A 15,086-nucleotide genomic window follows, 5' to 3' on the forward strand; every position below is an offset into this window, starting at 1 on the left:
GATATGCACCCTGGTTCTTGCATAACTTTTCGGAATGCCAGCGCCCGATCCTTTCATGGCAAGCCGGTCCTGATTGGTACTACACTGGTCATATCGACAATCCACGCAGCCCCACGTTCCCAGGCCATGCTCAATACCGAAACCCCCGCCCGGCAGCACGCCACCCTCGACCAGTACCCGACCACCGAACTGGTGAACGTGCTGGTCGACGACCAGTTCCAGGCCGTCGAAGCGGTCCGCGCCGCGGCGCCGCGCATCGCCGCCGCCGTCACGGCCGCGCTGCCGCGCATGGAGGCGGGCGGGCGCCTGGTCTACGTGGGTGCCGGCACCTCGGGCCGCCTGGGCGTGCTCGACAGCGTCGAACTGTACCCCACGTTCTCCTGGCCGCACGAGCGCGCGGTGGCGCTGCTGGCCGGTGGGGAAAAGGCGATGTTCGTCGCCGTCGAGGGGGCCGAGGACGACCTCGCCCAGGGCGCGGCCGACATCGCCAACGCCGGCGTGGGGCCGAACGACGTGGTGCTGGCGCTGGCCGCATCCGGCGCCACCCCGTACGTGCTGGGCGCGCTGCGCGCGGCGCGCGCGGCCGGCGCCCTGACCGTCGGCTTCGCGAACAATCCGGACGCGCCCGTCGCCGGCGAGGCGGAAATCGGCGTCACCCTCGATACCGGCCCGGAAGCGATCTCCGGCAGCACGCGCCTGAAGGCCGGTACCTCGCAGAAGATCGCGCTGAACACGTTCTCGAGCGCCCTGATGGTGCGTTTGAACAAGGTTTATGGCAACCTGATGGTAGACTTGAAGGCGACCAATGCCAAGCTGGTCCGGCGCGCCATCCGCCTGACGACGTTCGCCACCGGCGCCGACGACGACAAGGCGCGGGCGGTGCTGGAACAGTGCGGCTTCCACGTGAAGGTCGCGATCGTGGCCCTGTCCAGGAATACCTCGGTCGAGCAGGCGCGGGCGCTGCTGGAGGCGGCGCACGGCAGCGTGCGCGGCGCCCTGGCCGCCTGAGCCGGCGCCGGGCGTCCCGGCGCGCTTCACGCCCGCAGACCACGAAAGAACGATGCAAACGACTTCGCCAACCAGGACCCCGTGGCTGTGGGTGCCCTCCCTGTACTTCGGACAGGCCATTCCCTACGTCGTCGTGATGTACCTCTCGGTCATCATGTACAAGGACATGGGGATTTCCAACACCGACATCGCCTTCTACACCAGCCTGCTGTACCTGCCCTGGGTGATCAAGCCGCTGTGGTCGCCCCTGGTAGACATGTTCGGCACCAAGCGCGGCTGGACCGTCACGCTGCAGCTGGCGCTGGCGGCCTCGCTGGGCGCGATCGGCGCCACGCTGCACCTGCCGGCCTTCTTCGTGGTCAGCCTGGGCGTCATGTGGGTGATGGCGTTCGCCTCGGCCACCCACGACATCTCCGCCGACGGCTTCTACATGCTCGGCCTGCGCCAGCAGCAGCAGGCGGCCTACGTCGGCGTGCGCAGCACCTTCTACCGCCTGGCCACGCTGGCCGGGCAGGGGCCGCTGGTGATCCTGGCCGGCTACCTGGCGACCACGCTGGGCGACGTCCGCCAGGCCTGGGCCATCGTGTTCTTCGTGCTGACCGGGCTGTTCTTCGCCCTGTTCGCCTGGCACCAGGCGGTGCTGCCGCGCCCCGACGCCGACCGCAAGGCGGGCGAAGGCCGCAACCCGCTGCGCGAGTTCGGCGCCACCTTCGCCAGCTTCTTCCGCAAGCGCGACATCTGGCTGATCCTCGGCTTCATCCTGACCTACCGCCTGGGCGAGGCGCAGATCCTGAAACTGGTCGCGCCGTTCCTGAAGGACCCGGTGAGCGAGGGCGGCCTGGGCTTGAGCACGGCGCAGTACGGCACCGCCTACGGCACCGTCGGCATCATCGCGCTGACCGTCGGCGGCCTGTTCGGCGGCTGGCTGATCTCGCGCCTGGGCCTGAAGCGCTGCCTGTGGCTGATGGTGTGCGCGGTGCACCTGCCCGACCTGGTGTTCGTCTACCTGTCGGCGGCCCAGCCGCAGAGCCTTCCGGTGATCGGCGCCTTCCTGGCGCTCGAGCAGTTCGGCTACGGCTTCGGCTTCACCGCGATGATGATGTACATGATCATGGTCTGCGACGGCCCCTACAAGACGGCGCACTACGCGATCTGCACCGGCCTGATGGCGCTCGGGATGATGGTGCCGGGGATGTGGAGCGGCGCGCTGCAGGAAATGCTGGGCTACCGCCACTTCTTCGTCTGGACCTGCCTGGCGACCCTGCCGGCGTTCGTGATGGCGGCGCTGGTGAAGATCGATCCGGAATTCGGCAAGAAATAAACCCACCGCCTTGCCGTTCCCGCCGGCGCGGGAACGGCGGCGACAACCCCCTGGAGACATCCGTTGCGCGAAACCCCGTCCCGCCTGGCCTCGCTCGACGCCTTCCGCGGCTTCACCATCGCCGCCATGGTCCTGGTGAACAACCCGGGCGACTGGGGCCACCTGTACGGCCCGCTGGCCCACGCGCACTGGAACGGCTGGACCTTCACCGACTGCATCTTCCCCTTCTTCCTGTTCATCGCCGGCGTGTCGATGGCGCTGTCGCTCGGGCGCCAGGTGCAGGCCGGCGCCGACAAGCCGCGCCTGCTGCTCCGGCTGGCCAGGCGCGCGGCCCTGATCTTCCTGATCGGCTTCCTGCTCAACCTCGTGCCGTATTTCCACTTCGACCGGGTGCGCATCCCCGGCGTGCTGCAGCGCATTGCCCTGTGCACCTTGCTGGCCGCCCCCATCGTGCTGTGGTGCGGCTGGCGCCTGCAGCTGGCGGCCATCGCCGTGCTGCTGGCGTCGTACGCCGTGCTGATGCTGTGCGTGCCCGTGCCCGGCATCGGGGCGGGGGTGCTGGAGCCGGGCATGGACTTCGGCGCCTGGGTCGACCGCGCCCTGCTGGGCGGCCACCTGTGGGTGCAGTCGAAGACCTGGGACCCGGAAGGCCTGGTGTCGACGCTGCCGGCCACCTGCAACCTGCTGGCCGGCGTGCTGGCCGGACGCTGGCTGGCGGCGGGCCCGAAGGCCGGCGTCGACCGCAGCGAGCAGACCGTGTGGCTGCTGCTGGCCGGCCTGGCGTGCTGCTGGATCGGCTGGGTTTTGGATACCATGCTCATGCCGATCAATAAAAGCCTGTGGACGCCCTCGTTCTGCCTGATGACGACGGGCTGGGCGCTGGTGACGTTCGCCGCGTGCTGGTGGTTGCTTGACGCCAACCCGTATCCGGCGCTGCGCGCGCGGGCGGCATGGTGGGCGCGGCCCTTCGTCATCTACGGGATGAACGCCCTGTTCGTGTTCGCGTTCTCCGGTTTCGTCGCGAAGATGCTGGGCTATGTAAAATTCGCCCGTCCGGATGGCAGCGTCCGGTCGTTGGGCAGCGTGTTGTACGAGCCGATCGCCGCCTTGCCGATCGGCGCCGTCAATACGTCCCTGCTGCACGCGGTGCTGTTCGATGCGTTCATGTTCCTGCTCGCCTGGATCATGTGGCGCAACAAATGGTTCGTCAAAGTCTGAAGATTCATAAGCGGAGTGGTTCTTGCAACAACCTGATCAGAAACGACGCGCATTCGCGTTCGCGGGCGTCGCCGGTGCGCTGGCGATGGGTGGCCCGCTGGGCGGCTTCCTGGCCGGCTGTACCACGGCGCCGACCGCCACCGACCTGCCCGCCGGCGACCAGCCGCCGCCGGCGCCGCGCGAGTTCCGCGCCGCCTGGGTCTCCACGGTCGCCAACATCGACTGGCCCAGCAAGCCGAACCTGCCCGCCGACAGGCAGCAGGCGGAAGCGATCGCCATCCTCGACCGCGCGAAGGCGCTGAACCTGAACGCCATCGTGCTGCAGGTGCGCCCGTCGGCCGACGCCATCTACGCGTCGAAGATCGAGCCGTGGTCGGAATACCTGACGGGCCTGCAGGGCCAGGCGCCGCAGCCCTGGTACGACCCGCTGAAGTTCTGGGTGACGCAGGCCCATGCGCGCGGCCTGGAGCTGCACGCCTGGTTCAACCCCTACCGCGCGCGCAACAACGGCGCCCGCTCGCCGGCCGCGCCGAACCACATCTCGCGCACCAACCCGGCCGCCGTCAAGTCCTACGGCAAGTTCCTGTGGATGGACCCGGGCGAGGACGCGGCCGTCAAGCAGACGCTGGACGTGGTACTGGACGTGGTGCGCCGCTACGACATCGACGGCGTCCACATCGACGACTACTTCTATCCCTATCCGATCGAGACGCCGAACGCGTCCGGCGCGGAAGGGGCGGCGCTGGACGGCAAGGTGGCGAAGTCGGAACTCGACTTCCCGGACGAGCCGTCGTGGCAGCGCTACGTGACCAATGGCGGCAAGCTCGACCGCGCGTCCTGGCGCCGCGCGAACGTGAACAAGCTGATCGAGGCGCTGTACGAGGGCATCCACCGCGAGAAGAGCTGGGTGCGCTTCGGCATCAGCCCGTTCGGCCTGGGCCGCCCGGACCGCCGCCCGGCCGGCATCAACGGCTTCTCGCAGTACGACAAGCTGTACGCCGACGCCGAGACCTGGCTGCAGAACGGCTGGCTCGACTACTTCACGCCGCAGCTGTACTGGTCGATCCGCCAGCCGGGCCAGGCCTACGACGTGCTGCTCGACTACTGGCTGGCGCAGAACGTCAAGGGCCGCCACATGTGGCCGGGCCTGTTCACCAGCCGCATCGGCGCGCCCACGCGCGACTACCAGCCGCAGGAAATCCTGGAGCAGATCGACGTCACGCGCCTGCGCGCCGGCGCCACCGGCCACGTGCACTTCAGCATGGCCGCGCTGATGCAGAACCGCAAGGGCATCGGCGACCAGCTGCGCGCCGTCACCTACCAGGGCCCGGCGCTGGTGCCGGCCACGCCCTGGCTCGGCAACGACGTCCCGGGCACGCCGGGCGTGGCGGCCGCGCGCAAGGGCGACGGCGTCGCCCTGAAGCTGGCGGCCGGCAAGTCGAACGCGATGTACGCGATCTGGTCGCGCTACGGCAGCCAGTGGCGCTTCGCGGTGGCGCCGGCCTCGCGCGTGGACTGGTCGGTGCCCGACGACGCGAAGCTGGGCAAGGTCGACGCCGTGTTCGTCAGCGCCGTCGACCGCCTGGGCAACGAGAGCCCGCGCGTGCAGGCCTGGGCGCGCGACGTGGCAAAGGCATAACATTGGCTCATGCGTCCAGCGCCGCTATTCATTCGCAGGACGCGGGGCCGCAGCGTACACTTCGCCAGACCATGACCGATCCGCAACCCGACAATCCGCATCGCACCGACGGCCTGGGCCTGGGCATCGACGCCGGCGGCACCCAGACCCGCTGGGCGCTGGCCGCGCCCGGCGGCGCCGTCGTGGCCGAGGGCACGGTGGCCGGCCTGTCCGCGCTGCAGATGGGCAGCGCGCACGGGCGCGAGGCCGTGCGCGCCACCTTCGCCGAACTGGCCGGCGCCGTGCTGGTGCACGGCGTGCCGGCGCGCGTGGAGGCCGGCCTGACCGGCTTCGGCGGCGACAGCGAACTGCTGCAGCGCTGGCTGGCCGAGCTGCTGCACGTGCGGCCGGACGCCGTGCGCCTGCGCAGCGACATGGAGATCGCCTACCGCGCCAGCTTCGCGCCCGGCCAGGGCTACCTCGTGTACGCGGGCACCGGCTCGATCGGCGCCTTCATCGACGCGCACGGCACCTTCCACCGGGCCGGCGGGCGCGGCGTGGTGCTGGACGACGGCGGCGGCGGCTTCTGGATCGCGCGCGAGGCGCTGCGCCACATCTGGCGCCTCGAGGACGAGCGGCCCGGCGCCTGGCAGGAGTCGCCGATGGCGCGCGCCGTGTTCGACTACGTCGGCGGCGCCGACTGGGCCTGCTCGCGCCAGTTCATCTACGGCCAGGAGCGCGGCGCCATCGGCAAGCTGGCGCTGGCCGTGGCCGCGGCGGCCGACCAGGACCCGGCGGCCGCCGTCATCCTGCGCGCCGCCGGCGCCGAACTGGCGCGCCTGGCGCGCGCGCTGCTGAACCGCTTCGGGCCGCGCCCCGTGGCCGTCGCGGGACGCGCGACGCAACTGCACCCGATGATCGTCGAGGCGATGCGCGCGGCGCTGCCCGGCGTCGACCTCTCCGCGGACGGTGCGCACGGCGCCCACCACGCGGCCGCGCGCATGGCGCTCACCCCTTCCACCACCATACCTGCCAACCCATGAAGACCCTCGTCGCCACCCTGCTGATCGCGCTGCTGGCCGGCTGCGCCACGCCGCCGTCCGGACCGCAATACGACCATACCTACACCGCCAAGGGCCAGGCCAGCCGCGCGCGCTTCCTGGTGCTGCACTACACCGTCCAGGACCGCGACAGCTCGATCGTGACCCTGACCCAGAAGGAAGTCAGCGCCCACTACCTGGTGACGGACGATCCCCGCCCGGTGATCTACAACCTGGTGGACGAAAAGAACGCCGCCTGGCATGCCGGCAATTCGAGCTGGAAGAACTTCACCCAGCTGAACAACAGCTCGATCGGCATCGAGATCGTCAACGCCGGCTGGAAGGACACGCCGAACGGCCGCGTCTACGCGCCGTTCCCGCAATCGCAGATCGACGCCATCATCCCGCTGGTGCGCGACATCGTCACGCGCCACCACATCGCGCCGGAGAACGTGCTCGGCCACTCGGACATCGCGCCGCTGCGCAAGCAGGACCCGGGCCCGATGTTCCCGTGGCGCCAGCTGGCCGACGCCGGCCTGGTCGCCTGGCCGAACGCCGCGCGCGTGGGCGCCGTCATGCCGATCTTCCAGCAGCAGTTGCCGGACGTGGCCTGGTTCCAGCGCAAGCTGGCGACCTGGGGCTACGGCATCGCCCAGTCGGGCCAGCTGGACGAGCAGACCCGCACCGTGCTGGCCGCGTTCCAGATGAAGTACCGTCCGGCGAACATCGCCGGCATCCCGGACGTCGAGACGGCGGCCCTGCTGGAAGCGCTGACCAACCCGGCCGGCCCGCTGCCGCCGGTGCCGGTAGCGGTGCCCGAGTTCCGTCCGGTCCAGCCGCCGCAGCCGCAGCCGGGCCAGCCCGTGCCGCCGCCGGCCCCGGACCAGCCGACCCCGCCGGTGCCGTCGCAGCCGGTCGCGCCGGTGCCGGCCGTGCCGCCGGTCCCGCCCGCGCCGCCGGCCGGCGCTGGCGTTCCCGCAACACCGCCGGCGCCGCCGCAGCGTTGATGCGTCGCGACGCTTCTATGCCGGGAAGGTTTTCCGCTATGCTTTCGGCATCCGCGCCCGCGAGGACGCTCCCCGGGCGCGGCGTCTTCCCAGCATAAGGAACCGAAGGATGCGCCTGCGCCACATCGAAGTCTTCCACGCCATCATGCAGGTGGGTACCATCAGCGGCGCCGCCCAGGTGCTGCACATCTCCCAGCCCGCCGTGACCAAGGTGCTGCAGCATGCCGAGCTGCAGCTGGGCATGCCGCTGTTCGAGCGCGTGCGCGGCAAGCTCTACCCGAAGCCCGAGGCGCACCGCCTGTTCGCCGAGACCGAGAAGCTGAACCGCGACCTGCAGGGCATCCGCCGCCTGGCCGCCAGCCTCAAGAACCGCGCCGGCGAGACGGTGCGCCTGGTGTCGACGCCGACCATCGCCGTCAGCGTGCTGCCGGCCGCGCTGACCGTGTGGCGGCGCGAGTTCGCCCAGACCCGCTGCGAACTGGCGACCTTTCATACCAGCGAGATCGTGAACGCGCTGCGCCTGGGCGAGGCCGACCTGGCGCTGTCGCTGCAGGACCCGCGCCACCCCGGCATCGAGGCCGAGCCGATCGCCCAGGGCATGCTGACCGTGCTGGCCCCGGCCGGCACCTGGAGCGCGGACGAATGCACCCGGCCGATCACGCCGGCCGACCTGCGCGGCGAACTGATCGGCCTGGCCGACAGCGACCCGCTCGGCGAGATGGTCGTCGCCGCCTGCGAGGCCCAGGACGTGCATCCGGTCTTCCAGACCGTGGTGCAGACCTACCAGATCGCCCGCTCGCTGGTGGAGGCCGGCGCCGGCACCGCCGTGCTCGACCCGTTCACCGCCGCCTCCGCGGCCGCCGGCAAGGTGCAGTGCCGCCGCTGGGAGCCGGCGCTGCCGGTCCAGCTGTATCTATTGACCGCCAGCCACGCGCCGCTGTCGCACGGCGCGCGCGAGCTGGCCAACTGCATCGGCGCGGCCGCGCGCGCCCTGCTCGACAAAGGATCCCGATGAGCGTTACCGAGGCCGGACCTGGCTTGACCGTCGCCAGCGAGGACATCGCCGCCGACCCCGCCTTCCGCCACCTGTCCACCATCGACGGCATCGCCGTCGACCTGCGCTACGCGACCCCGTACAACTTCGTCGGCCGCGACCTGTACTCTCCCTACGACTGCGCCTGGCTGCACCGCGACGCCGCCGCCGCGCTGGAGCGCGCCGTCGCCTGGCTGCGCGCGCGCCGCCCCGGCCACACCCTGCTGGTGCTGGACGCGCTGCGCCCGCAACGCGTGCAGCAGCAGCTGTGGGATGCCCTGGCGGGCACCGAGCTGCGCATGTACCTGGCCGATCCGCAGCGCGGCTCGATCCACTCGTTCGGCATGGCGCTCGACATCACCATCCTCGACGATGCGGGCCGCGAGCTCGACATGGGCACCGGCTTCGACGACATGACGGAACTGTCGCACCCGGCGCTGGAGGCGCGCTTCCTCGCCAGCGGCGCGCTGGCGCCGGCCCAGGCCGCCAACCGGCAACTGCTGCGCGACGCCATGTTCCAGGCCGGCTTCGTCGGCATCAACAGCGAGTGGTGGCACTTCGACTGCGGCGACCGCAACGTGGTGCGCTCGACCTTCCGCCGCGTACTCTGAACCCGGGCGACGCGCCTGTCGCGCGCCGCCCACGGCACCGCAGCACGCTTGAGATATCGCATTCCCTGCGCATCGATGTTCCGGAAAATCGGGACGGTCATGCGGGACGGGTAGCCGTTCCGTCTTCCATCGCATCGCCCAGGGAAAGGAGTCCGAGATGAAGCGCCTGCAGATCGCCTGCACCCTGCTGCTCCTGGCCGCCGTGCTGGCGGGGTGCCGCAGCAATGGCGACAACATGTTCGCCGCGCGCGACAGGACGGTCGAGTACTACCGCGTGTTCGACATCAGGACGAACGCCGCGCCCGACGCCGTGACCAAGGCCGCCAGCGCGGGCATCGAGCGCAACGTGAAGGGGGCCGAGATCGCCACCCCCGCCGCCGCGGCCCCGGCTGCGCCGGGCGAGGCACCGGGCCGCCTGCAGATGGCCGCGCCGGGCACGGCGCCGTCCGCATCGGCCTGCGAGGGCGCCGCCTGGAGCGCGAAGGCCGCGCCCGCCGTGCGCGGCGGCGACAACATGCACCTGATCGCCTGCCTGTTCCCCTACCGCAGCGGCTACCACCTCGACATGTACGCCGTGTTCACCCGGCCGGAAGGCGGCCTGCTGGCCTGGCCGCGCCGGCTCGGCGGCGCCGTGCTGGGCACGCCGGAACAATTCACGGAAAGCACGATGATGGACCTGGTGCGCGCGATCCGCGAAGGTACGGGCGCCACGATCTCGCTGGTCGAGGCCAGGCCGGAACTGGCCGGCGCGCCGTGGATGGGAACGGGACCGGGGAGGGCGGCGCAGGACGCTGCCGCTCCAGCGACCGCTGCGGTGGCCGCGCCGCCGGCACCGGTCCAGCCGCCAGCCGCGGTGACGGCACCTGTCGCGGCGCCCGTGGCGGCACCGGCAGCGCCGATCGCGCCGGTCGCGCCGGTCGCGCCGGTCGCACTGCCGGCCACGGCGCCCGCGCCGGCACCCGCTGCCGCGCCGGCCCCGGCCCCTGCGCCTACGCCGGCAACCGCGGCCCCGCCAAGCCCGGCCGTGTCGGCCACGATGCCCGACGCATTACGGTAATCGACGAGCCGGACGGTCGTAGGGTGCGCACCCCGTGCGCACCAGGGCGCATGCGGAATGCCGGCGTTTGGTGCGCACGGGGTGCGCACCCTACGATGTTGACATAAGCGATCTACAAGACGCGATCATTGCTGCGGTGTCGGTGTCGGTGTCGGTGTCGGTGCCGGTGCCGGCATCGGCACCGGCGCGGCGCCACCCGCCGTCCCGGTCTCGTCCAGCCGCGCCACCCAGTCGACCAGCGCATCGAGCACCGCGCGCCCGCGCCCATTGCCGGCGAGGTTGCTGTTGACCATGGCCACCAGCACGCACTGCCTGCCCTGCGCATCCGGCACGTAGCCTGCCAGGGCCACGACATTGTTCAGCGTGCCCGTCTTCATGCGCGCGCGTCCGGCTGCCGGGCTGTCGTGCAGGCGCCGGCGCATCGTGCCGTCCACCGCCACGATCGGCATGCTGGCCAGGAATTCCGGCGACCAATTGCTGCGCAAGCCTGCCTGCAGCACGCCCGCCATCTGGACCGGGCTGATGCGCTCGGTGCGCGACAGGCCCGAGCCGTTTTCCAGCACGAGGCCCGTGTCGTCGATGCCGTGGCCGCGCATCCAGCCGCGGATCGCCGCGTCGGCGCGCGAGAACGTCGTCTCGGCGCTGCCCGCCTGCGGGCGGCTGCCCAGCAGCGGGTCCGGCTCCAGCGCGCCCAGGCTCAGGAAGATGGTGCGCGCCAGGGCGTTGTCGGACGGCTTGTTGGTGTCGCGCACCAGTTCCGGCAGCGTGCGCGAGACGTGCTCGGCCAGCAGGCGCGTCGTCGGCGGCGTGACGGCTTCGACGGTGGCGCCGGCGATCCTGCCGCCCAGCTGCTTCCAGGTCAGGCGCAGCAGGCGGTCCACGTATTCCTGGCGGTCGAGGACGTTGACGGCATACGCGGCGGCGCAGCGTTTCGGGAACGTCCCGTGCAGCGTGAGCTGGATGCCGCCGTCCGCTTGCGGGATGGCTTCCGGCGTCTTCCAGCCGTCTTCCCACCTGGCGCAATCGGCGTCGACCAGCTTCATGTCGCTCGCGGCCTTCACGCCGGCCAGTTCCGGCTGCATCCTGACCTTGACGCGGCCGCTGCCGTCGGTCGTGCGCATGTCGAGCTGCACCATGTTCTTGTTGACCAGCAGCGCATCCGGGATGACGTTGTAGTAGGCATCCGGGTATTCGTCGAACGGGGGCTGGCCGAGGTCGCCGCGCGCCGGATTGAACAGCTGGCGGTCGACGACGAGGCGGCCGGCGATGGTGCGGATGCCCTGGTTGCGCAGGCTGCGCAGCATCGTCGTGAGCGTGTCCGTCGACAGGTCCATGTCGGCGCCGCCGCGCAGGTAGAGGTCGCCCTGGAGCACGTCGCCGCGCTGTTCGCCGTCGGTGCGCAGCTCGGTGCGGCCGCGGAACACGGGGCCGAGCCGTTCGAGGCCGATCAGCGTGGTGACCAGCTTCATGGTCGAGGCCGGCTGCAGCGGCCGGTCGGCCAGGTGCGACAGCACGGTCCGGTCGCCGCGCAGCACCAGCACGCTCAGCGCATCCTCGGGAATCGTCGTCGTGCGCAGGGCGGCGGCCACCGGTTCGGGCAGCTGGGCCGCGGCCGGCAGCCAGGCGGCCAGCAGCGGGAGGGCAAGGGCGAGGGCGAAGCGTCTTGGCATGCGGGTCCTTGTCGAAAAGATGGCGGGATCAGCCGAAGAATACGTAGGCGACCGAGATCGCGGCGATGATGCCGGCCAGGTCGGCGATCAGCCCGCAGGAAATCGCGTAGCGGGTCTTGCGCACGCCGACCGAGCCGAAGTACAGCGCGACGATGTAGAACGTGGTGTCGGCCGACCCCTGGAAGATGCAGGCGAGGCGGCCGACGAAGGAATCCACGCCGTAGGTCTTCATGGCATCGATCATCAGCGCGCGCGAACCGCTGCCGGACAGCGGCTTCATCAGCGCGGTGGGCAGGGCCGGCGTGAAGCTGGTGTCCAGGCCCATCTTGGCGATGACCCACTCGAGGCCGCCGACCACGTAGCCGAGCACGCCCGAATTGCGGATCACCGAGATCGCCACCAGCATGCCGACCAGGTAGGGGATGATGGTCAGCGAAGTCTGGATGCCGCCCTTGGCGCCCTCGATGAAGGCTTCGTAGACGTTGACGCCCTTGCGCAGCGCGCCGACGATGAAGACGACGATGATGGCGAACAGGATGAAGTTGCTGGCGACCTTGGAGACGGTCTCGATCTCGGTCTTGCTGAGGAAGTTCGTGAAGTACCAGATCATCAGCGCGATCGCCGCCGTCATGCCGCCCAGCCAGCCGAGCAGGACGCCGTCGAGCAGGTTGATGCGCTGGCGCAGCGAGACGGCGATGATGCCGGTGACGGTGGCGACGTAGGTCGCGACCATGCAGGGGATGAAGATGTCGGACGGGTCGGCGGCGCCCAGGATGGCGCGCTGGGCCATGATGGCCAGCGGGATCAGGGTCAGGCCGGAGGTATGCAGCACCAGGAACATGATCTGGGCGTTGGTGGCCGTGTCCTTGTGCGGATTCAGCGTCTGCAGGCTTTCCATCGCCTTCAGGCCGAAGGGCGTGGCGGCATTGTCCAGGCCGAGCAGGTTGGCCGAGAAATTCATCACCATGTGGCCGGTGGCCGGGTGGTCCTTCGGCACTTCCGGGAAGATGCGCGAAAAGAACGGCGAGATGACTTTCGCCAGCCAGCCGATGGCGCCGGCCTTCTCGCCGATGTTCATGATGCCCAGCCACAGCGTCATCACGCCGGCCAGCGGCAGGGCGATGTCCATCACGCCCATCTTGGCGGATTCGAAGGTGCCGTCGATGATGCGCTTGAAGACCTCGGTATCGCCGAACAAGACCAGTTGCGCCAGCGCCGCAACGAAGCCGACCAGGAAGAAGCCGATCCAGATGTAATTCAGTGCCATGTGTTGTCGCCCTTACCGTATGCAGCGAAGAGTATAGGCGCATGGCAAGCTGCACTGATGAAAGAATGCGGCGGGGTTATGCAAAAAAGTTATGTGGGATAGTTCTTAAAAACCATTGGGCCCCGGCCTGCGCCGGGGAGACGCTGGTTGAAGGCATGGTTGCGTCGTCCCGGCGCAGGCCGGGACCCAATTCGCACGCATATTGCTTCCGTCTAATCCCTGCGCCTATGATACGCAACGCCTCCAGCACCCCCCTCAGCCATGCCCACACTCCGCTCCCTCGCCGCCGCCCTGCTGTTCGCCACGCTGCCCGCCACCCTCGCCACCGCGGCCGCCCCGGCCGCGCCCAAGGTGCTGCACATGTTCCTGTCGACCAGCGAGACGGGGCTCGACCCCGCCGTGGCGTCCGACATCGCCACCCTGTCGCTGCTGGAAAACCTGTTCGACCCGCTGCTGCGCTACGACTACCTGGCGCGTCCGGTCAAGCTGCAGGGGAACACGGCGACAAGCCTGCCCGAGGTGTCGAGCGACGGCTTGACCTATACCTTCCGCATCCGCCCCGGCATCCTGTTCACGCCCGATCCCGCCTTCAAGGGCGCGCGGCGCGAGGTGACGGCGGCCGACTACGTCTATAGCATCAAGCGCCTGTACGACCCGGCGCTCAAATCCCCGTGGTCCTTCCTGTTCGACGGAAAACTGCTGGGCGACGCGGCGCTGAAGGAGACGTTCAGCTACGCCACCGAGATCCCGGGCCTGCAGGCGCCGGACCGCTACACGCTGCGCATCCGCCTGGCCGCGCCGGACAACAACTTCCTGTTCTACCTCGCCACCCCGGCCAGCGGCGTGGTGGCGCGCGAAGTCATCGAGGCCTACCCGGGCCAGGCCGGCAACCATCCGGTCGGCACCGGCCCGTTCATGCTGGGCGAGTGGAAGCGCAGCGACCGCATCGTGCTGCTGGCCAATCCGGATTCGACCGCCGTGTTCCACGGCACGCCGGGCAGCGATCCGGCCGACCGGGCCACCGCGCAAGCGCTCGAGGGCCAGCGCCTGCCGCGGGTGGACCGCGTCGAGGTCAAGATTGCCGAGGAATTCCAGGGCCGCATGCTGGGTTTCCTGAACGGCGAATACGACTACCTCGAGCAGGTGCCGGAATCGATGACGGACATGGTCATCCGCGACGGCCGGCTCAAGCCCGAACTGGAACGGCGCGGCATGCAGCTGTACCGCTTCCCCGTGCTGCAGACCTACTACATGTGGATCAACATGGACGATCCGGTGCTGGGCGGCTATGGCAAGGAACGGGTGGCGCTGCGCCGCGCGATCTCGCTCAGCTACGACAGCGCCGAGGACATCGCCCTGCTCAAGAAGGGGTTCGCGATCAAGGCCGAGTCGCCGCTGCCTCCCGGCGTGCTGGGCTACGACCCCGGCTACCGCAGCCCGGTGCCGCACGATCCGGCCCTGGCGAACGCGCTGCTGGACAAGTACGGCTACGACAAGCGCGACCCGGACGGGTTCCGGCGCCAGCCGCAGGCGGGCGGCGGGACGGCGCCGCTGACGCTGGTGATGAGCAGCGAGGCGACCGTCGGCGGCCGCCTGCGCGACGAACTGTGGCGCAAATGCCTGAACGCCGTCGGCCTGCGCGTCACGTTCAAGTCGGACAAGAAGACGGAGATCATCAAGGCCTCGCGCCTCGGCAAGGTGCAGATGTTCGAAAGTAACTGGATCGCCGACTTCCCGGACGGCGACAATTTCTACCAACTGCTGTACGGCGGCAATGCCGGGCGCGCCAACTATGCGCGCTTCAGGCTGCCGGCCTACGACGCGCGCTACGAGCGGGCGCGCCAGCTGGTCGACGGCCCCGCGCGCCAGCGGCTGTACTTCGAGATGAACCAGCTGATCCACGCCTACAACCCCTGGGTGCCGCTGACCCACGTACTGTCGGCGGATATCCGTCAACCGTGGCTTAAAAACTACAAGCGCCACCCCGTCGAATTCACGCAATGGCGCTACCTGGACGTGGATGTTGCGGAAAGAGAACGCGCCACGAGAGTGAAATGATAGATTTGGCGAGATTTTCCCTAACCAAACATTCCGTCTAGTTATACTCGGCGCCGGAATTTTCATTAGCAGGCGCAAAACGCTGCGCTTACCTTTGAAAACACAAATATCGTAATGCAAAGACATTACGCCAATACACCATCCTGAGCCAACGCCAAGTCGAACCCGAAGGAGAAGC

The 15,086-nt window shown here is 69.6% G+C and carries 11 protein-coding genes and 1 pseudogene; 10 read left to right on the top strand and 2 right to left on the bottom strand.

Going from position 1 to position 15,086, the window contains the following annotated elements; genetic code table 11:
* Positions 1-126 precede the first annotated feature (126 nt).
* From murQ to QZ749_RS01880, 9 genes and pseudogenes are all read left to right on the top strand, one after another.
* On the top strand, positions 127-1,008 hold the full coding sequence (gene murQ / locus QZ749_RS01840) for an N-acetylmuramic acid 6-phosphate etherase (RefSeq protein WP_296942634.1): 882 nt from the start codon (positions 127-129) through the stop codon (positions 1,006-1,008).
* Positions 1,009-1,060: 52 nt separating this feature from the next.
* Positions 1,061-2,329, top strand: a complete 1,269-nt coding sequence (locus QZ749_RS01845; RefSeq protein WP_296942636.1) for an MFS transporter — start codon at positions 1,061-1,063, stop codon at positions 2,327-2,329.
* A 63-nt stretch (positions 2,330-2,392) separates the two neighbouring features.
* On the top strand, positions 2,393-3,547 hold the full coding sequence (locus QZ749_RS01850; protein WP_296942638.1) for an acyltransferase family protein: 1,155 nt from the start codon (positions 2,393-2,395) through the stop codon (positions 3,545-3,547).
* An 85-nt stretch (positions 3,548-3,632) separates the two neighbouring features.
* Positions 3,633-5,186: a glycoside hydrolase family 10 protein gene (locus QZ749_RS01855; protein ID WP_296942801.1), complete on the top strand. Its 1,554-nt coding sequence runs from the start codon at positions 3,633-3,635 to the stop codon at positions 5,184-5,186.
* Positions 5,187-5,257: 71 nt separating this feature from the next.
* Complete coding sequence (locus QZ749_RS01860) at positions 5,258-6,208, top strand: BadF/BadG/BcrA/BcrD ATPase family protein (RefSeq protein WP_296942640.1); 951 nt, start codon at positions 5,258-5,260, stop codon at positions 6,206-6,208.
* Positions 6,205-6,978, top strand: a pseudogene (locus QZ749_RS01865) (N-acetylmuramoyl-L-alanine amidase); the annotation flags it as partial. The gene QZ749_RS01860 and the pseudogene QZ749_RS01865, both read left to right, overlap by 4 nt.
* 343 nt (positions 6,979-7,321) lie before the next feature.
* Complete coding sequence (locus QZ749_RS01870) at positions 7,322-8,227, top strand: LysR family transcriptional regulator (protein WP_296942642.1); 906 nt, start codon at positions 7,322-7,324, stop codon at positions 8,225-8,227.
* Positions 8,224-8,856, top strand: a complete 633-nt coding sequence (locus QZ749_RS01875; RefSeq protein ID WP_296942644.1) for a M15 family metallopeptidase — start codon at positions 8,224-8,226, stop codon at positions 8,854-8,856. The genes QZ749_RS01870 and QZ749_RS01875 overlap by 4 nt, the downstream gene beginning before the upstream one ends.
* Before the next feature lie 157 nt (positions 8,857-9,013).
* Positions 9,014-9,913 (top strand): hypothetical protein, encoded by a 900-nt coding sequence (locus QZ749_RS01880; RefSeq protein WP_296942646.1) that lies wholly within the window; start codon positions 9,014-9,016, stop codon positions 9,911-9,913.
* Between the two features lie 125 nt (positions 9,914-10,038).
* On the opposite strand, the gene dacB is transcribed toward QZ749_RS01880, so the two are convergent.
* Together dacB and QZ749_RS01890 are read right to left on the bottom strand one after the other, a co-directional pair.
* Positions 10,039-11,583, bottom strand: a complete 1,545-nt coding sequence (dacB, locus tag QZ749_RS01885; protein WP_296942648.1) for a D-alanyl-D-alanine carboxypeptidase/D-alanyl-D-alanine-endopeptidase — start codon at positions 11,581-11,583, stop codon at positions 10,039-10,041.
* A 28-nt stretch (positions 11,584-11,611) separates the two neighbouring features.
* A complete protein-coding gene (locus QZ749_RS01890; protein WP_296942650.1) occupies positions 11,612-12,850 on the bottom strand; it encodes a nucleoside recognition domain-containing protein in 1,239 nt (412 codons plus the stop codon).
* A 261-nt stretch (positions 12,851-13,111) separates the two neighbouring features.
* On the opposite strand from QZ749_RS01890, the gene QZ749_RS01895 reads away from it, so the two are divergent.
* Positions 13,112-14,908, top strand: a complete 1,797-nt coding sequence (locus tag QZ749_RS01895; RefSeq protein WP_296942652.1) for an ABC transporter substrate-binding protein — start codon at positions 13,112-13,114, stop codon at positions 14,906-14,908.
* Positions 14,909-15,086 lie beyond the last annotated feature (178 nt).

Origin of the sequence: uncultured Massilia sp. (assembly GCF_913773735.1) — a bacterium.
Lineage (GTDB): Bacteria > Pseudomonadota > Gammaproteobacteria > Burkholderiales > Burkholderiaceae_D > Telluria.

Bases quoted from the DNA above. Each gene is read 5' to 3' on its own strand.
- murQ (WP_296942634.1), top strand. From the start codon at position 127: ATGCTCAATACCGAAACCCCCGCCCGGCAGCACGCCACCCTCGACCAG.
- QZ749_RS01845 (WP_296942636.1), top strand. From the start codon at position 1,061: ATGCAAACGACTTCGCCAACCAGGACCCCGTGGCTGTGGGTGCCCTCC.
- QZ749_RS01855 (WP_296942801.1), top strand. From the start codon at position 3,633: ATGGGTGGCCCGCTGGGCGGCTTCCTGGCCGGCTGTACCACGGCGCCG.
- QZ749_RS01860 (WP_296942640.1), top strand. From the start codon at position 5,258: ATGACCGATCCGCAACCCGACAATCCGCATCGCACCGACGGCCTGGGC.
- QZ749_RS01870 (WP_296942642.1), top strand. From the start codon at position 7,322: ATGCGCCTGCGCCACATCGAAGTCTTCCACGCCATCATGCAGGTGGGT.
- QZ749_RS01875 (WP_296942644.1), top strand. From the start codon at position 8,224: ATGAGCGTTACCGAGGCCGGACCTGGCTTGACCGTCGCCAGCGAGGAC.
- QZ749_RS01880 (WP_296942646.1), top strand. From the start codon at position 9,014: ATGAAGCGCCTGCAGATCGCCTGCACCCTGCTGCTCCTGGCCGCCGTG.
- dacB (WP_296942648.1), bottom strand. From the start codon at position 11,583: ATGCCAAGACGCTTCGCCCTCGCCCTTGCCCTCCCGCTGCTGGCCGCC.
- QZ749_RS01890 (WP_296942650.1), bottom strand. From the start codon at position 12,850: ATGGCACTGAATTACATCTGGATCGGCTTCTTCCTGGTCGGCTTCGTT.
- QZ749_RS01895 (WP_296942652.1), top strand. From the start codon at position 13,112: ATGCCCACACTCCGCTCCCTCGCCGCCGCCCTGCTGTTCGCCACGCTG.